Here is a 26,617-nt window from a genome sequence, read left to right as displayed (position 1 = left end):
TATTTTTTAAATAAAATGATAATTAAATTATGATTGTTTTTCTTTCAAAATTATTTAAACCTTTCTTTTTCTGCCTAACAAAACTTTATGCGGCCAAACACTACTAATCTTTGTTTTTCGTTTAAATTTTTTAAATTTATAACTTCTTTTAAAATTTAAAAGCCATTTTCGTCACAAGAATTACAGATTCCAACCGCATTTTTATTACCAACAACATAACTTTTGCTATCGCATTCGATACAAAATATTACTGCCAAAAGAATATACCCCCTAAAAGTTTATAAAAACCAAATGTGCAAAACATCTGTGGTTTCTACAAAATTAAAAGTTTGCTTAATTTTATGTAATAAAATTTGTGTTATAATTAAAGATGAAATGCAGATGCGAGGATTTTAAATAATGAAATTATTTATTAGTTTAAAAGAATGAAATTGATATCATTGATTAATAACCGGTTTAATTTTACTGTTAATATTTATTCTTATAATATGACAAATATTATTATTTATTTTTCATCAAAGAAAATTTTTAGAAGGTAAAATCATTAATTATTTAGAAATAATTAAATTATTACCACTTCGTCAAAGACTATATCGGTTATCAGAAATTTCTAGTTATCATCACGAATTTGAAACAATTTTACCGTATCGAATTTTTCTTTATGAAAGCAATAGTCAAGAATTATTATCATTAATAAATGAATCATTAATAATTTTAAAACAAGATCAGCAAGATATTAATAAATTTAGTTTATATAAATTAAAACAATTATTAGCAAAAATTAATAAATTAAGTAAAAAATCACGATCCCTATTGTTAGATTATGAAAATGCTCTTAAAATTGAATTAACTCAACGCGAACAAACATCATTAGACTTGGCACATAACTATAACATTTTGTGCCTATTAAACTATAAAATTCATTTTTATCTTTGTATTTATCTAAAATTTGTACTTCAACTAAAAAGTAATATTATCAAAATAGTAGATAAAATTAAAGGTTATATACCAAGTCTATTATATAAAAGTTTTTTTAATCAGTTAGTTAATAATGCTACTAAATTACAAATTCATGTGGCAATAAATTCTAAAAAATTAGATTATTTAATTAATGTTTTACAAAATATGTTATATAATTTTAAAATTGAACTAACTAAAGGAGTATTTTTGAAGTCATATCAAATTCTTAATAAGATTGTTATTGGTTTAATTTCATTTACAGAAATTTTAGATAAAATTCCACAGTTATTAACGATTGTATATAAAGTTATTCCTAAGCAATTAAAACAAATGACTACTTTATATATGAATAAAGGAAATGATATTGTTCTTCAAGAGCAGTTTGTTAATTTATTTGATGGTGTTAATCTTCAAGTTCAGCAAGTTTTAAAAAAATGTTAGATAATTTAAAATATAAAAAAGGACAAGTCAGAGTTGAAAAAATTCTGGTTTTGCTAGCTAATTTTAATTATCAAACGCAAAAATAAAAAGATTTAAAAACAATTTTTTCAACTTATTATGAGCCAATCATTAAAGTAGTTGAACTAATTGAAAATATCTTTTAAAATTTAAAAAAAGAGTTAATACAAATTGAAACCGTTTATTTATTTTTGCCAATGAAAAAAGAAATAATTAATAATAGTCAAAAATTAGTTAAAAATTTAAGTTCGCAAATGAATGAATTAATTGTGATTATGAATCAAACAAAAACTAATTCTTATCATTAATTAGTTAAACTACAAGTAAAAATTTTAGAAAATGTTTTAAAAACCCAAGTTCATTTAGAACAAGTATATAAATTATTAACGCAAAAAACTGAAGAAGAAAAACAATTAAAAAAGCCACTCTCGAATTTAAGAATTTTATTAATGTAATTAAATGCTAAATTAAATAAAATTACTTATCAAAAAATTGCTTATAATTTCAAAGACCGGATTAGTGATGTTTATAACTCATTTTTGGAACTTAAGGAATTAATTAGTATTAAGTGATGATTTACAAGAACAAAAGCGATTATTACGCAAGTTATATTTATTAAAAGATAATATTTATAAATTGCATAGTAAAATCAAAAGTATTGCTATCATTGATCAATTAATTCAACAAGCAATTATATATGATTATAAATTTTGTACTATTGATGAGATAGTGTTAACAATAAAATTAAAAGTTCACAGTTAATTTATAACAATGCTAATTATGAAGATGCATTACAGTTAGTATTACAAGCATTAGAATATTCGCATGAGCATCGTTTATATAAAAGATTGCAAAAAGGATAATAGAAAGTAGGAATAATTAAAAATGAATGATACTATTTTAATTCGTTATGGTGAATTATCAACTAAAGGCAAGAATCGTTATTTATTTATTAATCAGTTAGAAAAAAATTTAAAAGTTAGGTTAATAGCATTTAAATATTTAAATATTGTCACAACACATAGCCGGATGTTGATTTATTTAAATCAACACCAAACTAATCCTATTGAAATTGAACAAATTACTAATATTATTAGAAATACTTTTGGAATTACTTCGTTTTCTTTTGCTAAACAAATTATTAAAGATTTAAGTGTTATTCAGAAGGAAATTTTGAAATTGATTAGTAATTTAGAATTTAAATCATTTAAATTGGATATTAATCGTATTGATAAAAAATTTCATTGTAATTCTTTAGAAATAATTAATGTTATTGCTGGATTAATTTTAGATTATAAAAAAGATTGTCAAGTTGATTTAACAAATCCACAATTAACGATATATTTAGAAATTCAAATTGATAATGCTTTTATTATGTTAAATAAAATTACCGGATTAAAAGGTTATCCTGTTGGTATTGCCGGAAAAGTATTATTACTTATGAGTGGCGGGATTGATTCACCAGTTAGTGCTTATTTATTAATGAAACGAGGATTGGAAGTTCATTATTTACATTTTATAACCCCGCCATATACTAAAGATGAATCATTACAAAAAGTTATTAATTTAGTTAAAATCTTAGGAGTTTGTGGCGGTAATGTTGTTTCAAAATTATATATATGTAATTTTAGCAGTTTACAACAAGAGTTAAAACATATTCCTTTATCATCGTATCAGATTACAATTATGCGCCGAATGTTTATGCGCATTGCTAATCATTTAGCAAGAAAATTGCGTATTAAAATTTTAGCAACTGGTGATTCTTTAGGACAAGTAGCATCGCAAACAATTGAAAGTTTATCAGTTATTGATGATGCTAGTGATATGGTAATTTTGCGGCCATTAATTACTTATGATAAAAATGAAATTATTAATATTGCAAAAAATATTAATACTTATGAAACATCAATTATTCCTTTTAAGGATTGTTGTTCATTATTTGTTCCTCAAGACCCGGTAATTAAACCAATAATTGCTATTGTTAAGAAACAAGAGCAAAGCATTTTGTGAGAAGAAATTTTAGCATTAACAGTTGAAAATAATATATATATATTTTCGGGACTGTCCAATTAACTGTGTTTCTAAGTAATTAACTTAAATTCACTCTGTCTTCAAATTTTAATTCTAAAAAATAATCAGCAGCTTTATCAATTGTATCAGGGGGTTTTTGCTTTTTTATAATTTTTTGTTTTACTTCTTCTTAATAGAATTCAGAATAAATTATTGAGACATAGAATTTTAGACAGGATCTAATTTTGAAAAAAAGTAGGTGAAAATAATTATTAATTTAAATGTTCATAGTGAGTATTCACTATTAAGTTCACCGTTAAAATTAAAAGATTATTTTAATTTTGCAATTAAAAATAATCTTTCGGTTTTAGCATTGACTGATAAGAATACAATGTTTGGGTCGATGCGATTTTATGAACAATGCCAAAAATATAATATTAAACCAATTATCGGTATTGATATTGATGTGTTAGATATTGCTCATAATCTTAAATTAGAATTAATTGTTATTGCTAAAAATCAGCAAGGTTATGAACAACTTTGTCTTATTTCTTCAATAATTGCTATTTCTAATAACTCAACAATTAGTTGTAAGCAATTATTAGAACATTTAAATGAAATTATTGTTATTTTTAAACCACAAAATGCTTTAACAATGTCTTTAACAATGCAATCTGAATATTTAACAAGAATTCAAAAAAAGGCTCTCACATATATGGGAATTAATCAGAATAATCTTAATAATGTTCAATATTGAATTGATAATCATCAATTAGTTGTTCCTTGTAATTTAGTGAAATATTTACAACCTGATGATAAACAAACATTACAGTTAATTGAGGCTATTAAGGAACAAAAATCGTTAGCAGAAACTAATATTAATGATTTTGGTGATTATCATTATTTATTATCATTTGATATTTATTGTGAATATGAACAAATATTAATAACTAATTTGCAACAGTTAATTAATAATGTTAATTTACACTTACAATTTAATATTAAGGAAAATATGTTACAGTATCCGACACCGATTGGTGTTAATAGCAATGAATATTTGCAAAACTTATGTTTACAACGATTACAAAATAATAAGGAAATTAATAATGATCGGCGTTATCAACAACGATTATCTCATGAATTATCAATTATTTGTGAAATGGGTTTTGCTAATTATTTTCTTATTGTTTATGATTATGTTAAATATGCTCGTGAGCAAAATATTATGGTTGGCCCGGGAAGAGGGTCTGTTGCCGGGAGTTTAGTAGCATTTTTATTACAAATTTCTATTGTTGACCCGATAAAATATGATTTAATTTTTGAAAGGTTCTTAAATCCGCAACGAATATCAATGCCGGATATTGATATTGATTTTCAAGATGATCGCCGAGAAGAAGTAATAAAATATTTAGTTGGAAAATATGGCAAAAATAATGTTGCCCAAATTATTACTTTTCAAACAATTACTTGTAAAATTGCCCTTAAAGACACAGGAAGAGTATTAAATATTCCTTTAGATATTATTGATAAAATCAGTAAAGCGGTGCCATTAGATTTAAATTTAGATTTATCATTAGCCGTTAGTAAAATTGAAATTTTACAAGTGTATATGATGCAATATCTGCAGTTATTTTTATTAGCAAAAAAAATTATTGGTTTACCACGACAATTTGGAACGCATGCTGCTGGTGTTGTTTTATCACAATTACCGATAATGCAAATTGTTCCGATTCAAAAAGGTTATAACAATATCTATTTAACGCAATATTCAATGAATCATTTAGAATCATTAGGATTATTAAAAATGGATCTTTTAGGTTTAAGAAATTTAACAATTTTAAAACAAATTCTTGATTTGATTAATAAAGATTTATCAATGGTTATTAGTTTAGATAAAATACTTTTAAATGATGATAAAACATATCAATTATTAAGTGAAGGATATACAGCTGGTATTTTTCAGTTAGAGTCTAAAGGAATGCAACAAATTTTAGCAACCATGCAACTAAAAACTTTAGAAGATATTGTTGTTACTAGTTCATTATTTCGCCCTGGTCCGCAAGAATATATTAAGACATATATTAAAAGAAGGTTAAAACAAGAAGTGGTTTGCTATTTACATCCTGATTTAGAGCCAATATTAAAAACAACTTATGGAATTATTGTTTATCAAGAACAAATTATTTTAATTGCGCAAAAAATTGCTAATTTTTCATTAGCAAAAGCTGATATTTTAAGAAGAGCAATTAGTAAAAAAAATCAGAACGAGATGACCTTATTAAGTAAAGAATTTATTACTTCTGGTGTTGCTAATGGTTATGATGAAAAAACTGTTAAGCAAATTTATGATGATATTAATCAGTTTGCTAGTTATGGTTTTAATCGAAGTCATGCGGTATCGTATTCATTATTAGGCTATTGAATGGCTTATTTGAAAGCCAATTATTCATTACAATTTATGTGCGTATTATTAACTAGTGTCGTTGCTAGTGCTAATAAAATTGAACAGTATCTTAAAGAATGTCAAAGGTATCATCTAAAAATATTGCCACCGTCAGTTAATTATTCAGCAGAAAATTTTATTATTGAAAATAATATGCTTAGAGTACCATTAACGATAATTAAGCAAGTAGGGGCGGCAATGTATGAAGCAATATATGTTGAAAGAGAAACTAATGGACAATATAATGATTATTTCTCGTTTGTGGCGAGAATGATGCTTAAAGGCTTAAATACAGCTGTATTAGAAGCATTAATTGCTGCCGGAGCTTTGGATGAATTTAAAATCTCACGAAAAACCATGAAATTAAATATGACACTAGCTTTTCGTTATGCACAATTAATTCAGGTATCAACTAATGATAATATCACTCTAAATTATGATTTGGTAGCAATGCCTAATTTAAAAAAAGAACCAGATAATTTATTAGAAAAAGCTCAAGATGAATTAAAATATTTCGGTTTCTATTTACAAACCCGCCCTTTATTGTTAATTAAAAAGCAATTGCAATTAGAGAAAGAAATTATTAAATTACAAAATTTAGATAAATTAATTAATTGAAAGGTTAAAGTATTAGTTCTTATTAATCGTGTTAAACAAATTAAAACTAAAGATGGCCAGTATATGTGTTTTTTAACAGTAAGTGATGATTATGGAACAATTGATGTGACAGTTTTTAGTAGCATATATGCTCAATGCCAAGAACAACTTAAAGAAAATAATATTGTTTTAATTAATGCTACTGTTGAAAAGTATAATAATAAAATTCATTTAGTTTTACGAACTTTAAAAGTAATAATTATTTAAGGAAAAAATCTTATCTAAATTAGATAAGATTTTTTTATTTTTAGAAACCATATACATATAACAAGATGGTCGCGTTTAGTTTTCTTAGGTATTTTTAAAAAAATAAAAAATAATCATTTACTATATGGAGTGTCAACCCTTTTTAGGAAATCCACCCCATTCATTTTTTTATTGCAAAATGAAACAAATTGCTATAGCTAATAGGATGTTATCTATCAACTGGTAAACTTCTTTTGGTTATGGCGACCACCAACAATTTATCGTGCTTTAATACATACCAACATTATTAATTCACTTGTATTTAATTTTCAAAGAACAAATTTTTAACATCTTATAAAATAAAAAGACAATCATTGCTGACTGTCTTAATACGTATTCAAATCTTTTCCTACCTAACAAAACTTTATGCGTCCATCATATATATTAACAAGAAAATAATAACTTTATGTTATAATGTTTTTGATTTTATTTTTATAGAGGTGAATTAAATGCAATTTAAAAAAATATTAAGTATTAAAAGCAGTTTTATTTTAACAATATTACCTATAATATCTGTTACTGCGTGTAACAGCAATTATGATGAAATAATATTAAAAATTAGAAATAAAGAAACATTTATTGGTTATATTGGATCAGAAAATTGTCCAGGATGTCAAAAATTATCAAAACAATGAAATCTTTGAATGCAAGAAAAAGATTGAGACAAAGATATTTTGGATTTAAAAGATGAAAATTTAAAAATTAATCGCTATGCTTTTGTTAGTGATTATGACTTTAAAGGTGCTAATGATAATACTTGAAATAAAACTTTTTTTGAAACTAAGTGGGTTAAAAATACTTTTGAATGATTAAAAAAATCACAAAAAAACTTATGAACAACCAACAAAGACATCAATAAAGGCTTTGAACCAGATTATCTTCCTGGAAATGGTATCCCCATAATATTTTTTGTTAAAAACGGTGAATATCGCTGATTTATTAATAAATGAGGTGATGTTATTGATAATATTGATGATATGACAACTAGCAACAGCGACTTTAAGCAAAAACCAGCATATAATCGTAGTACTTTAACACGACTAGCTCGTGACTTTATAATTAATGATTTTAAAGATTTTTATACATTAAATTAAACAAAAAGCTGGTAACTCAATTACCAGCTTTTTAATTTTATAAATAATCTTTACCTTTCTGAATTTCATTTAAAGATAAATCCAAATAATATCTAATTGCCGTAAAACCTCATAACTTACAGTACAAACAACATTAGCGACATTTTAAGACTGCGAGTATATTTAATACACCCCCCACACCACTCATTGGTAAACGAAAACACTGATTCAAATGCTCTTGTAATATCGTTTTTGGAATACCAGACGATTCTTTACCAAATACTAAATATATTGGTGTTTCACTTTTTGTAAAATTAATATCACTAGGTGGTTTTTGACCATATTTTGTGGAAAAAAATAAATTAGCATTAGGATTTTTACTAAGAAAACTATTTCAATCTTCATAACTTTCATATTGTAAAAATTCAAAATAGTTAGCAGATGACCGAATAATAAAACGATCATCTAAAAAGAACCCTAATGGTTCAATTAAATGCAGTTTAACATTAATATCAACACAAGTTTGCATAATAATAAAACCAATATTACCAGCATTTCCGGCTCATATAAAACAATGTTAATTTTAGTATTCATTATTTTATTATCTTCCTTACTTATTCAATTAACCATCTTTTGTATTGCTATCGTACGATGTGATATTTGATTTTTTTCTTGTGCTGTTATTTTACCTAGTGTTTTTTTATATTCTGGTAAATAAAATATGGCATCATAACCAAAACCATAATTACTTTGGCGTTCACTATTAATTAAACCATTTAACAAACTGACAAAGACTTTTTCAATATTTTTAGTAACATCAACAAAAGCAAGAGCACAAACATAGCGACAATCTAGGAATTTAATATTTATCATCTTTTCTAAAATAACATTAGAAGCTTGCATAAAACCATCAGTTGTATCCATTCGATGCGTCGAACAAATTCCTAGGAAATTATCTAATGCTAATATTTCTAATCCAGAATCATCACCTAAAGCTGGTTTTTGTAATAGTTTGCTTAAAGTTCTTGCCTTAATTAAAGAATTTTCAATAAATGTTACCCCTATTTCTTCAATGTCTTCAATTTCTTATTATCAAGAAACTGCTTAATGTCTAAAAGTGTCTTTACATCGTATTTTTGTCCTAATATGTTTTGAAATTCTTCTAACTTATTAGCATTAATAATTGCTAAAAATAATTGTTTTATCATCAATAATCAATACCCTTCCGAGCCCAAATATTTTTTTCTGAATAATGTCTTGTTGATGTTACCTCACTAATTAAGTCGGCAATTGATTATAATTTTTCTGGACAACATCTCCCGAAAGTGCAACTTCAATACTCTTAGCTTTATTCTCTAATGCTAACACTAATTCATCTTCATAAATTAATTTATTTTGCAAACAATCTAAAATCTCATCAACAACAATTAAATCAATATTAGAATTTTTTAAACTTTCCATTAAAACTTCAAGACCCTTTCTCGTTTCAACTTTTAACTATTGTTTTTCTTCATCATCTATTTCTCAAAAAAGTTTTTTTGATGTTTGATAAAAATCAATAATTGTTAAATTAGTATGCTTTTCAAAAAATATTAATTCACCTGTGGGGCGATTTTTTAAAAAACGAAAATATACTACATTTCAATCATTTCCTAATGCTCTAGCTGTCATTCCATTTAAAATACTAGTTTTGCCTTTATCTTCACCACAGTAAATATGAAGATACCCTTGTTCTTGATTTATCACTCAACCTCCAGATAATATGATATATTTATTCATTGTCATTATATAATAAAATTAATTATGGAATGGCAACCTTTTTTAGGACATTTTTTATGTAGACTGCCATTTTCTAAATTTAATGGGTGTTAAATAATTTAAGCTACCGTGAATTCAAATATTGTTATATTAATTAACAAAATCAAATAGTTCGCATTTTAATTGTGTTAAATTTTCAAATTTTTTACCCTTAATAAATTCTGTTTTAAAGGTTTTGTAAGTTATTTCAGTCACAGCATTATCATAAGGACAACCTTCATTGCTTAATGATCTTTTAATATTAAAGGTTATTAAAATTTCATCAATGATTTTATTTTTGAACTCATTACCGTGATCGGTATGAAATAAAATTATTTGCTTTAATATATTCGTGTTATTTTATGAAAAGCTTGTTGAACTAGTTCAGCGGTTTTGTTTAGCCCGGCATTATAGCCAATTACTTCGCGATTAAACAAGTCAATTAATAAACAAATATATAGTATCATTTCCCATCAACTTGCACATATGTTAAATCACTAACAACAACTTCATTAAGTTTTTTGTCATTAAATTCACGATTTAAAACATTACTAATTTGGGCATTATTAGTTGTTGTTTTGTGATTACGATATTTTAATTTGGTGTATTTGTATTCAGAAACCAAATTATTTTTGATCATAATGCATCTGATTTTTCGTCGCGATAAGATGATATCTTTTCTTATTAAAACGGCTTTAATTTTACGAGCCCCATAAATTTTGTGACTTTTTATTAAACGCACTGATAACTTTCTTGTTCATAATTATTAACTTGCTTGTTAGTGCATTTATTAGTTTGATAAAAATACGTTGATTTTGATAAACCCAAAATCTTACATATTTTCCTCACTGAATATTTGTTTTTGTTGTTATTAATTATTGTTATTTTTTGGCCATTATCAGTGCCGCTTGCTTTAAAATATCGTTTTCCATTCGTAATTGTTTTAATTCTTTTCGTAAGTAAATTAATTCATTTTCTTCATTACTTTGATTATCTTTTGCTTTAAAAGAACCAGAATTATCGAATGATTTTATTCAATTAAAAATAACAGATTTTGAAATACCATATTCATTAATAATTTCAATAATGCTTTTCCCGCTTTGATAAAGCATGACAATTTGTTTTTTAAATTCATCTGTATATGAATTTTTGCCCGTTTTTACATCCCTACTTTCTTATATAATTTTATCTTATTTTGAAAATCTACATAAATATGATCCAACTTATTGTAACCTATCCAAAGTTGTTAGGTAGGTAAAGATTTAAATAATTTTGAAAGAAAAACAATCACAATTTAATTATCATTTTATTTGGAAAATAAATAATAAAACAAAATATTTAATATCAACAAACATAATCTTAAGTAAAAAGTTATAAAAACTAAGTAAAATGCTTATAAAACCAACATTAAAATAATTTTTTACAACAAAAATCATACATAAGAAATATATACTTAATTTGCATATTGAAATAATTTATAGTAAATAATTATTTTTTCTTTTTCTAAAAATACTTAAGAAAACTAAACGCGACCCAACGATCATATTTTCTGTGTGTCTTTGTCTAGTTTTTGCTATAATATATAATATATATTGCATTAGAGGAGGATAGTAATAGATGTCAAGAATTACAGATGTAAGAGCAATAGAAGTTTTAGATTCTCGTGGTAATCCCACAATTCAAGTGGAAGTGTGAAGTGAATTTGGTTATGGTAAAGCCTTGGTTCCATCAGGGGCATCGACAGGTGAATTAGAAGCTTTAGAATTAAGAGATAAAGATGAAAAGCGATATATGGGTAAAGGTGTTTTAAAATCTGTTGCTAATATTAATAAAACGATTCATGAAGAAGTAGTAGGAATGGATGTTACTAATCAACTTTTAGTTGATCTAGTGATGATTAAATTAGATGGTACTGATAATAAAGAAAAATTAGGTGCTAATGCCATTTTAGGAGTATCAATGGCAATTATGCGTGCAGCCGCTGATGAAGTAGGCTTACCATTATATCAATATATTGGCGGTATTAATGCTAGAAAATTACCAGTACCAATGTTAAACATTATTAATGGCGGGAAGCATGCGGATAACACAATTGATTTTCAAGAGTTTATGATTATGCCGGTTAGTGCTCCTGATTTTAAAGAAGCAATTAGAATGGCAGCAGAAGTATTTCATACTTTAAAGAAAATTTTACACGATGCTGGTGATACTACTTCTGTTGGTGATGAAGGTGGATTTGCTCCAAATTTAGATAATGAAGGTGCATTAGATGTTATTGTTAAAGCAATTCAAACAGCAGGATATAAAGCTGGTATTGATATTAAAATTGCAATGGATTGTGCTTCTAGTGAACTATATGATAAGGAACGAAAAATTTATGTCTTTAAAAAACTAAGTAAAAAAACTGGTCAAGCTGTTGAAAAAACTACTGACGAAATGATTTCGTATTTAGAACAGTTAGTTAATAAATATCCGATTATTTCTATTGAAGATGGACTATCAGAACATGATTGAGATGGTTTTGTTAAATTAACAGAAAAGTTAGGTAATAAAGTCCAAATTATGGGAGATGATATTTTTGTAACTAATCCTAAGATAACAAAAGAAGGTATTGAAAAGCAAGCGGCTAACTCAATTTTAATTAAAGTAAATCAAATTGGAACAATGAGTGAAACGATTGCAACGATTCAAATGGCCCAAAAAGCTAATTGAACAACAGTTGTATCACATCGTTCAGGCGAAACTGAAGATACAACTATTGCTGATTTAGCGGTTGCTTTAAACACTGGACAAATTAAAACTGGTTCAATGTCAAGAACCGATCGGATTGCTAAATATAATCGCCTCTTAGCGATTGCACATGAATTAGGTGTTACTGGTGAATATGATGGAATGGAAACATTTTATAACTTAACAAAGAAAACTTAAAATATTTAAATATCTCCCAATTAATTGGGAGATATTTTTTATTTAAGAATATTATTTCTTTAATTAGAAACGTTTTTCACTCTATTCTTGTTATTGTAACCTATCCACTTCATTCAATGAAAAATATTACTGTCAAAAGAAAACACCCCCTAAAAATTTGTAAAAACCAAATATACTAAACATCTGTGATTTCTAAATAATTAAAAAAGACCGAATTTTATTTCAGTCTTTTTCTTGGTTTTTGGAAAATTCCCACCAACCGAATATTTTATGCGCTCAATGAATATTAGTCCAATTGTAATATTCATTTTTAAACTCCTTTAAAATAATTATAATTTATATCTTTTTTGTTGTTTTCTTTTTCAGCAATGAAGAAGCTTAATAATTCTTGCCCTTTAATTAATTTGGTTTCTTGTTCTTGTTGATTAATTTAAATTACTTGATATTTACTATTCTTGATTATTTCGATACAAATTGAATTTTTATATTTTCCTTTATAAACAAATCGCCTTGGAAACCAAATACCGATTTGTTCATTAAATCACGGAATTTTTGGTGCTTTAATAAACATCGCGTTTTATTTTTCTTTTAAAAGATATTTCCTAGTATTTAAGAAAATGTTTTCAATGTTTTTCATAATAAATTACCTTTCTTATGAATAAACTAAGTTATATAACTAAGTTTTAGTTAACTTAGTTTTTTAAACACTTATATATCGCAGATTTAAGTGTTTAACAAGCTTTGTTAGTAAATTTTGTCTTTTAATTAGATAAAGATTTTAATAATTTTAAACTTAGCATCTCCCTATATAGAAATTTCTACACTTTAATATCCGCACTCTACCCTTGGAACTAATTTAATAGCGTGTATATTTTTAGGAAATCCACCCATTCATTTTTTTATTGCAAAAAGAAACAAATTGCTATAGCTAATAGGGGGGTTATCTATTAACTGGTAAACTTCTTTTGGTTATGGCGACCACCCATAACTTATCGTGCTTTAATACATACCAACATTATTAACTCGCTTGTATTTAATTTTCAGAGAACAAATTTTTAACACCTTATAAAATAAAAAGACAATCATTGCCGACTGTCTTAATACTTATTCAAATAATTTACCTACCTAACAAAATTTTATGCGCCCCAAAAAAGTCTTTTTTTATTTGGGAAGTAAATAAGATATAATTTAAGGGAAATAAATTAAAAGGTATTAAAGTAGGTGATTTAAATGGTATATGATGTAATTGTTATTGGCGGCGGACACGCCGGGGTGGAGGCAGCTTTAGCTTGTGCGCGATTAAAGCATAAGACACTGATGGTTACTCTTGATCCGACAAAGATTGCGAGTATGCCTTGTAATCCATCAATTGGTGGTTCTGCTAAGGGAATTGTTGTTAGAGAAATTGATGCTTTGGGTGGTGAGATGGCTAAAGCTGCTGATAAAACAGCATTACAAATGAAACTATTAAATAGTTCACACGGACCAGCAGTGTGAGCGTTAAGAACGCAATCTGATAAGATTGCATATAGTAAATATATGTATGATGTTATTAGGCAACAAGATAATTTAACGGTGCTATCGGCAATGGTAAATGAGTTATTAATAGAAAATAATACTGTTAAGGGTATCATTTTAAATGACAGCACAATAATTAAAGCTAAAAAAGTTATTTTAACAACAGGTACTTATATGGAATCTAAAGTTTTACAAGGATCTAGTGTTAAAAAAGAAGGCCCCGATGGACAAAAAGGTTCTTATGGAATATCAAAACAATTAGCACAATTAGGATTTAAAGTTATTCGCTTAAAAACCGGAACACCACCGCGAGTTCATAAAAATAGTATTGATTACAGTAAAATGCAATTAGAATTAGGAACTGATTTACCATTAGCATTTTCTTTTTCTACAAAAGAGTTTGTGCCTTTAAAAAAACAAGTTCCTTGTTGACTTATTTATACTAATGAAAACACTCACAAAATTATTAGTGAAAATTTAAAAGCATCAGCAATGTATCGAACTATGCCAACTAGTGTTGGACCAAGATATTGTCCAAGTATTGAAGATAAGGTTGTTAGATTTGCTGATAAATCACGACACCAAATTTTTTTAGAACCAGAATCAGTCGCTTTAGAAACAATTTATGTTCAAGGATTTTCCACATCAATGCCTATTGATATTCAAGATCAGATGTTAAGAACCTTGCCGGGACTAAAAAATGTCCAAGTTCTTAAATGAGCTTATGCTATTGAATATGATGTCATTGATCCTTTACAACTAAAACCGACCTTAGAAACTAAAATAATTAAAAATTTATTTAGTGCAGGACAAATTAATGGTACTAGTGGTTATGAAGAAGCCGCTTGTCAAGGATTAATGGCAGCGATTAATGTTCATTGTCAATTAGTGAATAAGGCACCATTTATTTTAAGAAGAGATGAGGCGTATATCGGAGTTTTAATTGATGATTTAGTTACTAAAGGAGTATCTGAACCTTATCGGTTATTAACTTCACGAGCTGAACATCGGATTTTTTTAAGAAATGATAATGCTGAAGATCGATTAAAAAAATATGCTGCTGATATTGGTTTAGTAAGTAGAGTAGAGTGAGATGAATATCAAAAACAATGTCAATTACAAAATATTGTTGAAAATGAATTAAGAGTAACACGATTTACTCCTAATTCAACAATTCAAAAGGCATTACAAGAAAGTAATTTTTCATTGTTAACTACTGGTATTAGTGCGTGAGATTTACTAAAACGACCAGAAATATCATTAAATTTTTTAGTACCTTATGTTACTAGCATTAGTTTATTAAATCAAAATCAAAAAACTAATTGTGAAATTAAAAATAAATTTAGTGGTTATTTAATTCGTCATCAAAAGCAAATTACGCGAAAAATTAAATTAGAAAAAAAACAAATTCCGCAAGATATTAACTATGATTTTGTTTCTAATATCGCTATTGAAGCGAGAGAAAAATTAAAGTTAGTTCAACCGTTAACAGTTGCCCAAGCTTCACGAATTTCGGGAGTTAATCCTGCCGATATTGTATCATTGTTATTTCATTTACAAAAAAAATATCCACAAACTAGTCAATAATTAGTTTGTTAAGGTGGTAAGGTAATAGGTGTACATATTTTTATGGGTTGTAAATAAACTAAATTAATGCTTATTTTCTGGGGTTTTTAAATTATTATTAATTTCTAACATAGAAAAACCACCTTTCTTGGTATTAATTTTAACAAAGTTAAATTTCATTAGTTTATTTTTCTATTTTAATGATAATTTTTTTTAGAATTAGTATTTAATAACCTGAAAAAATGATAAAAATTCTTATTTTAATAAGTTATAATCAATTTGTATTAATTAGAATGTACAAATTTAAGAAAGGATATTAATTGTTTGGTAAATTTTATTAATTAGTAAAAATTAATGAAAAGGATTTGATTAATATGAAAAAGTTACTTGGTTTATTAAGTACAATAACAATAGCAAGTGGTGGAATGGCGGGAATCGTTGCCAATAGCCCTTATGAAAAATAAGAACTTGAGAATAATAAAAAAATAAGTAAATTTAAAAGAAATATTAATAATTTAAATTTAATAAATTCTTATTTTATTAATAAAGATAATTTTAATGTTAGACAAATTAATGAAATAACAAGATCAGTTAATCATATTGCTATTTTTTCAAATACTGTTGGTACAACAATAGCTAATAGTCTTTATTTTGCAACAAATGATGACCTTTATTTTATGGGGGCAGATTGAAGAGTCCAAAAAATAAATGGTATAAATGAAGCAGTTAGTTCTATTATAATTGAACAAAAAAGTGGTAATGCATTTGCAATAACTAAAACTAAAATGCTTTTAAATATTATTATTCAAATAAATAATTTAAGATTTAATAACATTATTAATAATGAAATTATTTTAAATGAATTAAGTTATTTAAATTCTGATTTATATATATCACAATTAGAAATTATTAATAAAACAGATACATCAGCTACAATTAAAGCAAAAGACAATGGTAAATATTTTGGTGAAGTTACTGTTAATTATAAAATTAAAAATAAAGATGAAATTAATGCTATTAATTTAAATGAATTAATTAAAAGAGCAGTATCTTTTAAGTTTCGTGATGAAAATTCTAATTTAAAATTTAAGGAAATAAATTATATTGATACTAATAATTTAAATTTTTCAAATACTGAAATAACAAAACAAGAAAATTCATTTTTATGATCTAATGTTCCTAAAAATGTATGTTCTGATAGAGAAATTATCAATAAAACTCCAAATACAAGATTATTTAATGTACCCGCTTGTGAATATAATTCAAAACCAAAATTAGTATTTCAAATTACAACAGGATTAACTAAAACAAAACAAGAAAATAAATTAAATGGTTGAAACATAAATTCTGATGATGAAATGAAATTAACAGATTTTACAAATATAAATAATAAAAATTCTGAAATCATTAATGTATTATCAAATGAATTTGATTTATCAAACATAAATAAACAAAAACAAGAAATGATTTTAAGTATTTTTAAGGAACACGATGATAAATTTGAACTTAGCCCCAATGAAAAATTACAAATTAATTATTCTATAAGAATAATTAAATCTGAAATTACGTTAAATTTAAAACAAAAAATTAATGGAACAATTAGTGCCAAAATAATTGATGCTAATAACGAAGAACAAATATTTATATTATCAATTACAGAAGCAATGCAAATTTTACAAAATCATGGTTTATTACCCAATGAAATTACTATAGATAAAAACAATGATAACATAATATTTAATGGGAAAGCATTTTTCTCATCAGAAAGAGAAGGCTCAGTAAGAACAAATACAGTTACTACTATAGTATAAGGTTTTATAAAAACGATATTAGCTATTTTAGAACAATAACTTTAATTGAAACAAGCACAACAAGTTTAAATTTCTTGTAAAAATAAAAAATATTCAAACCAGTAATTAACTAAAATTACTGGTTTTTATTTTGTCAAAATAGAAAAAATGAAAAAGTTGTTTAAGAGCATTATCGTCATAGAAAGCTACATTTTGGGGTAGTGATTTTAACAGTTTAATTATTTTTTAAATTCAGTTTTAAATTCTAATATTTTTCATTTGGCATATCTTTCATTTTTATCTCATTCTTGTATTTTCATTTTTATGTTTTTTAATTTTTTATTTTGATATGATAAAAAATCTTTATTTTCTCAATATCTTGGTTCACTGTTTTTTTCTCAATTTAAATCATATTCTAATGATTTTAATATTGGTAATGTAATTTTGTCATTTTTGTCAACATAAAATTCTCAATCATTGAGTTTCATTCGTGGAGGCAAGTTTTTGGGCATAAATTTATTTTCTACATTAACTTTTATTTCTCATTTTTGATTTCACTTGCTCTTGCTGTTGTCATCTTTTGATGATTTAAGTGTTAATTTTGATTTTTTTAAGTTTAATTCGTATGATTCATTATTTTGCCTTTTATTTCTAATTAGTGATTGTGTTGTTATTTCGTCATTGTTAATGTTTTGGAGAATGGCAAAAATGTTATTGAAACCAATAATTAACACGGTAAATATTTTCATAAACATTTTTATCATTCCTTTTTAAAATATTTTATTTTTCATTGTTCTTTTTTCTTTAATTTTTTTAATAAGCCGCTCAATGCTACAATTTATAATTATCGCTATTGTATGTAATGCATATATCTAAATATCCTAGTATCATAAGTGAAATTAATGCTTCAAATTTTTCATATAATAATTCCAAATCATTAATTTCTAATTTTAAAAATGGAATGAAAAAGATAGTAATCATAAAAATGTAAGGTAAGATTCTCCATCAATATTTTTTTAAAGAATTAATGAGTTTGTTTGATTTCATTTTTCAAGGCTCTTTTTGCTTTAATTTTTTGAATAATCAAGCGGATTAATTTTTCAAATTTAATTGCAAAATATATTGCTCCGCCTCATCAAAAAACAAATATTCCTGCGAGCATAATACCACTATTGAACTTGCCAAAGAATTCAACCATTTCTTTATTCATAAAATTATTAAATTCATCACTTGTTCCGGTTATTCATTTAGTATCAATTACTGTTAATGCACAAATTAATAAACTTATAAAGATGAAAATGATACTTAATACTATTTTTAACCACTGCTTTTTAAAAGAAATTTTACTTCTTAATTTTAATGGCAGTTTTTCTTTTGAATTATCTTTTTTAAATAATTTTGCCAAAAGTTTTTTCATTTTTATTCTCCTTTCGTGTTTAAAATTTTTTAATTTTTGGTTTTCAATTATTAAGTCTGATTTTTGATTAATATGAATAGTATTTCACTTTTCTAGTTCTAAAATTTCTTTATTTTTTTCCATTATTATGTATTTAAGAGTATTAACACTATTTTCTAATATGACATTAGCAATTTTTAGTTTGTCATTCTCTATTTCTAATTCTTGTTTTTTAGTTCATTTTTCCATTTTTTACCTACCTTTAATCACAATAAATAAAGTAATAAATACACAAGTGACACCAAGAATGGTAAAAATTGGATGTTGCGAAAATGTCCGAGCCATTGGTTTAAATAGTTCTAAAATTGTTAAATTGCTAGTAATAAATCTTTGGAAATTGGCAAGGCCTTCTCTAATATAATTTGTTAAAGTTTCAAAATGACTACCAGCTAATAATCCAAGAACAGTTATTAAGATAAAAATAATAATTAGTTTAAACATTGTTAGTTACCTTGCTTTGTTTTTATTGGTTTTATTTGTTTTTTAGCTTTTCCTCATGCACTTAAACGCCCCTTATTTTTAACCGCATATTGGCGTTGTTTTTCTAAATTAACTTGTTGACTTGACTACCAAATCCAAGAATAATTGCCATAAGAAATTCTGCAGCCAGTGTTAAGAATAAAGGAAATATTAATTGAATTTTCGTTCCTGGTATTTCTAAACTTCAAATTAAGTCAAGACCTTATAAAGCATTTGGGCAAGAAAGTCGGCCATTTTTGCAAGATTTTTCATTTTTATATTCCTTCTTTCTTAAAAATTTGCTAAATTTATCCATTTTTAAGTATTCTAAGTCTTCTAAATCAATTGCGGTGTCAGTATAGTATTTGTCTTCATAGTCAGGATTTACTTTTGAATTTAAGTAATCTCTTAAAAATGCTAGGTAAAAAGAATTGTAAGTGTTAAGTATTGGTAAAGGAATTTTTAGTTTAAAAAAATAAATATCAAGTTCGGGAATATCACGGTATTTAATGCGACGACCTTTTTACTATTTTTAGCATCAATTAAGGTGTTTCGTCAGCGTTCATATTCTTCAATGCTTGTAAAGGCACCATAGACAATTTTTAAGTAGGGGCGAAAAATATTAACGGGTTTTTTACGAATGCCGACAATCACATTATTGGCAATATCACGAACTTTAACTCATATATGTTCAGCTCGTTGTCCGCTCGCTAATACGATATGGGTAAATTGTCGAGCCGAAGCAAAATATTCTTGTAAACCTTGAGTTTACCCTATCATTTTCTTTATAGTCAGTTCCTTCTAAAAATAAGTTGATTTCATCTCACAAAAGTAAGGTTTTGTCTGGGCAATACCGGATAATCAAAATCTAATAATCCCATATGTCCTAAACTTAATTTTTGGGTTTCTAGTAATGGGAAGGTTGGTGCGATATGATATTTCTTCTTTTTTAGTAATTTTGAGGCGTATACTAGAAAAGCGGTTTTTCCAGTTCCCAATGAACCAATCACAATATTTAATGGTGAATTTTTTAAGAAATTAATAACTTTGTTAATTTTTATTAAATTACAGATTTTAAAAAAGAAAATTAAAATACAACCTGCTAAAAATAAATAGCTTACAATGTTTTTAAAATAACCATTGTAAATATATCAAATTGCTCCGCAATGTCATAAAATTAAAAATGAGGTGTGATTTAATTCAATAAAATGGTTATTTTTTTCTATTATTCATTTGCAAAATTTTATCTTGCGCCTCACTTTATTTTTTTGTTAGCGGACTACGCCAAGTAATTTTTCAAACATTTTAAAACAAATAAAGAATATTGCCAAAATAAATGGAAAAATGAAGATTCAGTAATCAGCAAAGAAGTTACCAACTTGTGGCATATTAACAGCAATAATTTCTCACATTTTAGTAAATGTTGTTATAATCGCATTTCATAATTTAGTCATTGCGTCACGAGCTGTTATTTTTTCTACTATTACTGGACGTAGTAGTAGCTAAGAAAGTTCCAATCATATAATCACCCCCTTTCTTTTTTAAAACATTCATCATTTATATTCAAAGTTTTTTTAAATTTGTTAAAATACGATTAACCTTAACACGATTATATTTTTTCCCTATCTAAATACTGATATGGTTTTTCAAAGGAGCATTAGAATAAATCACACCATAATCGCTGTTAAAAATCAAAAAGCGATGTTTGCTATTAAAAGTCAAAGTGGTGCTTTGGTTAAATCAATTTCTTTACCACCACTAATATGAGCTGGAATAGTTATAATTTGAATAAATAAATCTCAGAAAGTTTGTTTAATTTGTTCTCAATTAAATTCTTTTAAATTTGCTGTCATTTTTTATCTCCCAAAAATCATTTTTATCGGTAAATACATAATTGAAATTAGCGTGAAAAGAAAAGTAATGATAATAATTAAACCGGCAATAAACGCAACTTGTGTAGGCATTTTTTCTATCGGAACAAACAGTTTTAAGAATTCCATAATAATTTCTCAAAACATTATTTTTTATTTTCATTATTTTCTTTTGAATTAGGAGTTTTAACTCATTTTTTAAAGCGGGCAATAAATACCTTTTCGTCTTTTGTGAAATTACCAGTATTATTTTTAATGGCATTTTTATATTTAATTCGCATTTTTATTTTGGCATAAATTTTATAAGCAAAATATGCCAATAGCATTATGCAAATGATAATAAATATTATTCCAATCGCAATATTCATTTTTAAACTCCTTTAAAATAGTTATAATTTATATCTTTTTCGTTGTTTTCTTTTTCGGCAATGAAAAAACCTAATAATTCTTGTCCCTTAATTAATTTGGTTTCATTTTCTTTTTGATTAATTGAAATTACTTGATATTTATTATCTTTTATTATTCCGATGCAAATAGAATTTTAATATTTTCCTTTATAAACAAATCGTTTTGGAAACCAAACACCGATTTGTTCATTAAATCACGGAATTTTTGGCGCTTTAATAAATATTGCGTTTTGTGTTTCTTTTAAGAGATATTTTTTAGTATTTAAGAAAATGTTTTCAATGTTTTTCATAATAAATTACCTTTCTTATAAATAAACTAAGTTATATTAACTAAGTTGTTAGTTAACTTAGTTTTTTAAACACTTATATATCGCAGATTTAAGTGTTTAACAAGCTTTGTTAGTAAATTTTGTTTTTTTAATTAGATAAAGATTTTGATAATTTTAAACTTAGCATACCCCCTTATATAGAAATTTCTACACTTTAGCATCCGCATCCTACCATCTACCCTTGGAACTAATTTAATAGCGTGTATATTTTTAGGAAATCCACCCCATTCATTTTTTTATTGCAAAACGAAACAAATTGCTATAGCTAGCTAATAGGATGTTATCTATTAACTGGTAAACTTCTTTTGGTTATGGCGACCACCCACAATTTATCGTGCTTTAATACATACCAACATTATTAATTCACTTGTATTTAATTTTCAAAGAACAAATTTTAACGTCTTATAAAATGAAAAGAAAATCATTGCTGACTGTCTTAATTCTTATTCAAATATTTTTCCTACCTAACAAAACTTTATGCGTTCTTATACGACCTTATAGTTGTAGTATTGGATAAAATAGTTTATAATGATTAGGTTGTTAAATAAAAATACTGTACATTACAATTCACTTGCTTTATAGGTACCGATATGTGATGAATTGACAATAAAAAATGTCATAACACCATTTATTTATGCAACTATATTCAAGGAGGAAAAAATATGAATTTTAAAGAGCTAAATTTAAAGGATGATAATGACAATAATATAAATTTTAATGACTTAAATTTAAATAATAATTTAAAGCGAGCAATTTCAAAGATAGGCTATGTTAACCCTACTGAAATTCAAAAGAAAACAATTCCTTTAGTATTAAAAAATTATGATATTATTGGAAAAAGTCATACAGGAACAGGAAAAACCGCTGCTTTCGTATTACCAATCTTAAATAATTTAGATGTTAAACTACGAAGAGTACAAGCAATGATTGTTTGTCCAACAAGAGAGTTGGCATTACAAATTTTAGATCAAGTAAGAAAATATGCTTTTTATTTAGAAGGAGTTAATGCGACAGCATTATTTGGTGGTTCTGATTTACGAAGACAAATTTATAGCTTAAAAAATAGTAATATTGTTGTCGGGACACCAGGAAGAATTGTTGATCATATTCAACGCAGAACTTTAAGATTGAATGATATTCAAACTGTAGTTTTAGATGAAGCTGATGAAATGTTAAAAATGGGATTCAAACAAGATATTGATAAAATATTTACTAGCATTACATCAATGTATCAAACATTATTGTTTTCAGCAACAATGAATCGTGCTGTTTTAGAAATTGCTAATAACTATCAAAATAGTCCGGTTAAAATAAGTATTAAAAGAAATGCTGCTGAATTAAATAATATTAAACAATATTTTATTAATACAAGAAATACAAGTAAAAATCAAGTGTTAGTGAATTTATTTTTGAAAATTCAACCAAATTTAAGTATTGTTTTTTCTAATACCAAAGCATATACTGAAATAATTTCTAAAATATTATGAGAAAATGGTATTAAGTCAGCCGTTATTAATGGTGATAAGCGACAAAGTGAAAGAAATAAAGCAATGAATGCTTTTAGAACTAATAAAGTTCAAGTGTTAATTGCTACTGATGTAGCGGCGCGGGGAATTGATGTTGATGGGATTGATTATATTTTTAATTATGATTTACCTTGTGAACAAGAAAGTTATGTGCATCGTATTGGAAGAACAGGACGGGCTGGCGAAACCGGAATTGCAATTACATTAGTAAATAATAAAAAAGAATTAATTAATATTAAAAAATTAGAACAAACTTTAAACATTAAGATTAATCCTTACAATATTTAATACTGAATTTAAGTATGTTACAGAAGAACATCATTTTAATTAATGATGTTTTTTACTATCTAATAAGCTGAAATTAAATATTAAATTTGCAAAAGTTATCAAGATTCATTAAAATTATTAGCAAAGTTAAATACTTTTTATAAATAAGGAGAAAAAAATGAAATTTTCAATTATTATTGAACAATTAATAAAAAATTATCGGAATTTTAAACTTAATAAAATTTCACTTAAAGTTACTAGTGGAAAGATGCATGCTATTATCGGTGCTAGTGGTAGCGGGAAAACAATTACGATTAAATCATTAGTTGGTGGCATTAATTATGATGAGGGTAAAATTTATATAAATGGTCAAAATGCTAAAAACTCATTAGCAAAACAAGCTATTGGGTATGTTCCAGAGTTTACTAAATTTCCTCGTAATATTACAACTTATCGTTTTTTAAAATCACTAGCTAAAATGAATGGTTTAAAAAATAAACAGATTAAACAAAGATTACAATCATTAATGGAAGAATTTAATATTTGAGAATTTCGTAATAAAAATATGAATTCTTTTTCTAGCGGCATGAAAAAGAAAGTAATGTTAATTCAGGGAATTATTCATAATCCAGATATTTTAATTTTAGATGAACCTGAAGCAAATTTAGATACAACAACAAGAAAACAAATTTTAGGTTATTTAAGAACACTAGTCAATCAAGGTAAGACGGTTTTTTTTTCAACTCATTTATTAAATGAAGTCAAGGATGTTATTGATGAATGTTCAATTATTTATCTAGGTAATTTGTTATATAGTGGTCCAATTAGTGGTTTTCAATTAACAAATTCATTTGTTATTGAATGCGAGGATAATGAAGCGATGGTGGAATTTTTTAAAGATAATGATATTGACTATTTTGTTAGAGAAGCAACTAATGACCTTTTCTTTAAATTAAAAAATTCGTTAGAAATTAATAAAATCTTTCTTTACGCGTTTGAATATAATCTAATTATTTATCGAATTGAACCATATACGATTGATTTAGATTTCTTTTATAATACTTTAAATAGTGAAAAATTTAATTTGTAAGAAAGGAATAAAATATGAAATTTTTATCAAGAAATAGTTTTTTACCAATTTTTAATTTTGCTTTAAGAAAAATATTAGTTTCCTTGCTAACATTAATAATTGAAATTATTGCTTCATTAAGTCTTTTAATAACAACAATAGTTCTTTTTATTCAGTCAGAAAATGATAATGATAGTTTTTTAGTAAATTTTCAATATATTATTTTAATATTTTTAAATTTATTATTATTTCTTTTTATTGTTTTAAATGTTGTTCGAATTATTAGTGAAGAAATAACTGATGGAACATTTTTATTATTAATTTCTAAACCTTATTCACGATTTAAAATATTATTTTCTAAATATCTAACTTTATTATTTGTAGTTTTTTTATTTATTGTGATTAATTTAGGAATAACTATTTTATTAGGTTATGTTATTGGTATTATTAGTAATAAACACAATCAATTTATTTTACTTTTAAATATGATGACAAAATTAATGCTTTTTTCATTGTTTCTTAGTTTTGTTGTGTTATCAGGTTCAATATTAACAGCTTTAATATTTTCATCAAATATTGTTTTTTTAATATTAGTTGTTTTTAGCAGTATGTTTTTATTAGGTGGATTACCATATTCCTTAATTAAAGAAATTAGTAATAAACAAACAGTTAATATTGGTAAGGATACTTTTGATATTAATAGTATTAAAGAAATAATGTTATTTAATGATGCTATCAAAAAACCTGAAAATAAAAAAACTAATATTAAAATTAAATACTCTAAATTAGTAACTGAGATTTTTAATTTTTATAATGAGTATGATTATGAACAACTTACATCATCAAAATTAATGACAATTAATGATCAAAGAATAGCAATGTATAAAAAATTTGATTTATATACTGATGAAATTAAGACATTCACTGCTGACGGTAGTGTTAAACAATGAACAGGAGATCTTACAAAGGACTTAAAAGATAAAGATGTTAAATTGCATATTCAATTCAAAACATACTTTAAAACATTAGAACAATTAGATGCTAGTAATGAATATCAACATGAACTAATACAACTTATTAATAATGATTTATCACCACAAGTTGTTGAGCTAAATAAAGATAAAAATGTTTCATTAATGGAAGTAAATATTAATAAAAATGATTCAACTACTAGTAAAACATATATTGAAGTTAAAGACAAAAAAATGTCTGATTGAAGTCCATTTACTGTTTTTAGAGAGAATTATAATTATGAATTTGATGAGAAGTTATCTGAAAAATATAATGATTTATTTAGTAATAAGGTATATTTTGCAATTCAAGAATTGGATAATAATATTTTAGTGAAAGCTCGTTATTTGAAATTATTAGCCAATCAATCATTATCAATAAGTAAAAATTGGTATGATTATCAATCATTAATAAAAACATATCGCATTATTAGTTTTGCTAATCTTTTTGAACATTGAAATCAAATGTGAACAACATTTTTAGGATTTAATGATTTCTTTTTTAATTCCACAGGTAATTCATATATTGATTTTGATAAACAAAAAAATTATTTAAATTCATATCGTGATTTTGAAATCATAACAAATGATGAAGGACAGATTGAAGTTCAAAAGATTAATCATATTTTAAATTCAACGGCAATGGCAATTGGTTATGGAATATTAGCAATGCTATTAAATTTAGGTTCGGTTTTAGTTATTAAAAGACGAGATATTGTTTAGGCTTTCAATGGGTTTGCTTTTTTAATTTTTTAGGATGGAACGGCAACCCTTTT

Annotated in this window: 23 protein-coding genes and 4 pseudogenes; 11 read left to right on the top strand and 16 right to left on the bottom strand. The window is 25.3% G+C overall.

The genetic code is table 4. From position 1 onward, the window contains the following. Positions 1–399: 399 nt before the first annotated feature. The 5 genes from AACK93_RS07010 (at position 400) to AACK93_RS06990 (ending at position 7,869) form a co-directional block, all read left to right on the top strand. Positions 400–1,401: a hypothetical protein gene (locus AACK93_RS07010; protein WP_339024319.1), complete on the top strand. Its 1,002-nt coding sequence runs from the start codon at positions 400–402 to the stop codon at positions 1,399–1,401. Between the two features lie 728 nt (positions 1,402–2,129). Beyond that, positions 2,130–2,282, top strand: a complete 153-nt coding sequence (locus tag AACK93_RS07005; protein ID WP_339024318.1) for a hypothetical protein — start codon at positions 2,130–2,132, stop codon at positions 2,280–2,282. A gap of 22 nt (positions 2,283–2,304) precedes the next feature. After that, positions 2,305–3,492 (top strand): tRNA uracil 4-sulfurtransferase ThiI, encoded by a 1,188-nt coding sequence (gene thiI, locus AACK93_RS07000; RefSeq protein ID WP_339024317.1) that lies wholly within the window; start codon positions 2,305–2,307, stop codon positions 3,490–3,492. Positions 3,493–3,688: 196 nt separating this feature from the next. Next, positions 3,689–6,736, top strand: coding sequence for a DNA polymerase III subunit alpha (locus AACK93_RS06995; protein WP_339024316.1), 3,048 nt, complete (start codon positions 3,689–3,691; stop codon positions 6,734–6,736). A 488-nt stretch (positions 6,737–7,224) separates the two neighbouring features. Then, positions 7,225–7,869, top strand: a complete 645-nt coding sequence (locus AACK93_RS06990; protein ID WP_339024315.1) for a hypothetical protein — start codon at positions 7,225–7,227, stop codon at positions 7,867–7,869. Between the two features lie 37 nt (positions 7,870–7,906). On the opposite strand, the pseudogene AACK93_RS06985 reads toward AACK93_RS06990, so the two are convergent. The 5 genes and pseudogenes from AACK93_RS06985 to AACK93_RS06965 all read right to left on the bottom strand — a co-directional run. Beyond that, a pseudogene (locus tag AACK93_RS06985) lies at positions 7,907–8,442 on the bottom strand (TrmH family RNA methyltransferase). Positions 8,443–8,532: 90 nt separating this feature from the next. After that, a pseudogene (locus tag AACK93_RS08200) lies at positions 8,533–8,883 on the bottom strand (non-canonical purine NTP pyrophosphatase); the annotation flags it as partial. 26 nt (positions 8,884–8,909) lie between these two features. Continuing rightward, positions 8,910–9,056, bottom strand: coding sequence for a hypothetical protein (locus AACK93_RS06975; protein WP_339024313.1), 147 nt, complete (start codon positions 9,054–9,056; stop codon positions 8,910–8,912). Between the two features lie 70 nt (positions 9,057–9,126). Next, positions 9,127–9,594 (bottom strand): annotated as a pseudogene (locus tag AACK93_RS06970) (cob(I)yrinic acid a,c-diamide adenosyltransferase). Between the two features lie 165 nt (positions 9,595–9,759). After that, positions 9,760–10,757, bottom strand: a pseudogene (locus AACK93_RS06965) (IS3 family transposase); the annotation flags it as partial. 505 nt (positions 10,758–11,262) lie between these two features. Here AACK93_RS06965 and eno point away from each other — a divergent pair. Further along, positions 11,263–12,573, top strand: a complete 1,311-nt coding sequence (gene eno, locus AACK93_RS06960) for a phosphopyruvate hydratase (protein WP_339024312.1) — start codon at positions 11,263–11,265, stop codon at positions 12,571–12,573. A 430-nt stretch (positions 12,574–13,003) separates the two neighbouring features. Here eno and AACK93_RS06955 read toward each other — a convergent pair whose 3' ends face one another. Then, a complete protein-coding gene (locus tag AACK93_RS06955; protein WP_339024311.1) occupies positions 13,004–13,144 on the bottom strand; it encodes a hypothetical protein in 141 nt (46 codons plus the stop codon). Between the two features lie 659 nt (positions 13,145–13,803). On the opposite strand from AACK93_RS06955, the gene mnmG reads away from it, so the two are divergent. Next, positions 13,804–15,678 (top strand): tRNA uridine-5-carboxymethylaminomethyl(34) synthesis enzyme MnmG, encoded by a 1,875-nt coding sequence (gene mnmG / locus AACK93_RS06950; protein ID WP_339024310.1) that lies wholly within the window; start codon positions 13,804–13,806, stop codon positions 15,676–15,678. 656 nt (positions 15,679–16,334) lie between these two features. Next, complete coding sequence (locus AACK93_RS06945) at positions 16,335–17,468, top strand: hypothetical protein (RefSeq protein ID WP_339024309.1); 1,134 nt, start codon at positions 16,335–16,337, stop codon at positions 17,466–17,468. Positions 17,469–17,686: 218 nt separating this feature from the next. Here the strand turns inward: AACK93_RS06945 and AACK93_RS06940 are convergent, their stop codons facing one another. The 10 genes from AACK93_RS06940 to AACK93_RS06895 form a co-directional block, all read right to left on the bottom strand. Then, a complete protein-coding gene (locus AACK93_RS06940) occupies positions 17,687–18,202 on the bottom strand; it encodes a hypothetical protein (protein ID WP_339024308.1) in 516 nt (171 codons plus the stop codon). Between the two features lie 269 nt (positions 18,203–18,471). Continuing rightward, complete coding sequence (locus tag AACK93_RS06935) at positions 18,472–19,092, bottom strand: hypothetical protein (RefSeq protein WP_339024307.1); 621 nt, start codon at positions 19,090–19,092, stop codon at positions 18,472–18,474. Between the two features lie 3 nt (positions 19,093–19,095). Next, positions 19,096–19,344, bottom strand: coding sequence for a hypothetical protein (locus AACK93_RS06930; RefSeq protein ID WP_339024306.1), 249 nt, complete (start codon positions 19,342–19,344; stop codon positions 19,096–19,098). A gap of 480 nt (positions 19,345–19,824) precedes the next feature. Further along, positions 19,825–20,016: a hypothetical protein gene (locus AACK93_RS06925; RefSeq protein ID WP_339024305.1), complete on the bottom strand. Its 192-nt coding sequence runs from the start codon at positions 20,014–20,016 to the stop codon at positions 19,825–19,827. Between the two features lie 131 nt (positions 20,017–20,147). After that, complete coding sequence (locus AACK93_RS06920; protein ID WP_339024304.1) at positions 20,148–20,621, bottom strand: hypothetical protein; 474 nt, start codon at positions 20,619–20,621, stop codon at positions 20,148–20,150. Between the two features lie 12 nt (positions 20,622–20,633). Next, positions 20,634–20,816 carry a hypothetical protein gene (locus AACK93_RS06915; RefSeq protein ID WP_339024303.1) on the bottom strand — a complete coding sequence of 61 codons (183 nt, stop codon included), beginning with the start codon at positions 20,814–20,816 and terminating at the stop codon, positions 20,634–20,636. Positions 20,817–20,984: 168 nt separating this feature from the next. After that, positions 20,985–21,215 (bottom strand): hypothetical protein, encoded by a 231-nt coding sequence (locus tag AACK93_RS06910; RefSeq protein WP_339024302.1) that lies wholly within the window; start codon positions 21,213–21,215, stop codon positions 20,985–20,987. Between the two features lie 3 nt (positions 21,216–21,218). Beyond that, positions 21,219–21,380, bottom strand: coding sequence for a hypothetical protein (locus AACK93_RS06905; RefSeq protein ID WP_339024301.1), 162 nt, complete (start codon positions 21,378–21,380; stop codon positions 21,219–21,221). Further along, positions 21,380–21,601, bottom strand: coding sequence for a hypothetical protein (locus AACK93_RS06900; protein ID WP_339023956.1), 222 nt, complete (start codon positions 21,599–21,601; stop codon positions 21,380–21,382). The genes AACK93_RS06905 and AACK93_RS06900 overlap by 1 nt, the downstream gene beginning before the upstream one ends. A gap of 173 nt (positions 21,602–21,774) precedes the next feature. Next, the gene (locus AACK93_RS06895) at positions 21,775–21,930 is read right to left on the bottom strand and encodes a hypothetical protein (RefSeq protein WP_339024300.1); all 156 of its coding nucleotides are present in this window, start codon (positions 21,928–21,930) and stop codon (positions 21,775–21,777) included. A 701-nt stretch (positions 21,931–22,631) separates the two neighbouring features. Here AACK93_RS06895 and AACK93_RS06890 point away from each other — a divergent pair. The 3 genes from AACK93_RS06890 to AACK93_RS06880 all read left to right on the top strand — a co-directional run bounded on the left by AACK93_RS06890 (position 22,632) and on the right by AACK93_RS06880 (position 26,564). Continuing rightward, the gene (locus tag AACK93_RS06890) at positions 22,632–23,783 is read left to right on the top strand and encodes a DEAD/DEAH box helicase (RefSeq protein WP_339024299.1); all 1,152 of its coding nucleotides are present in this window, start codon (positions 22,632–22,634) and stop codon (positions 23,781–23,783) included. A 157-nt stretch (positions 23,784–23,940) separates the two neighbouring features. Then, complete coding sequence (locus tag AACK93_RS06885; RefSeq protein WP_339024298.1) at positions 23,941–24,852, top strand: ABC transporter ATP-binding protein; 912 nt, start codon at positions 23,941–23,943, stop codon at positions 24,850–24,852. A gap of 14 nt (positions 24,853–24,866) precedes the next feature. After that, the gene (locus AACK93_RS06880; RefSeq protein ID WP_339024297.1) at positions 24,867–26,564 is read left to right on the top strand and encodes an ABC transporter permease; all 1,698 of its coding nucleotides are present in this window, start codon (positions 24,867–24,869) and stop codon (positions 26,562–26,564) included. The last annotated feature ends 53 nt before the right edge of the window (positions 26,565–26,617 follow it).

This window comes from Spiroplasma endosymbiont of Agriotes lineatus, from assembly GCF_964019485.1.
GTDB lineage: Bacteria > Bacillota_I > Bacilli_A > Mycoplasmatales > Nriv7 > Nriv7.
Note: the sequence above shows the minus strand (reverse complement) of the source record. Positions and strands in the feature narration are given on the sequence as shown.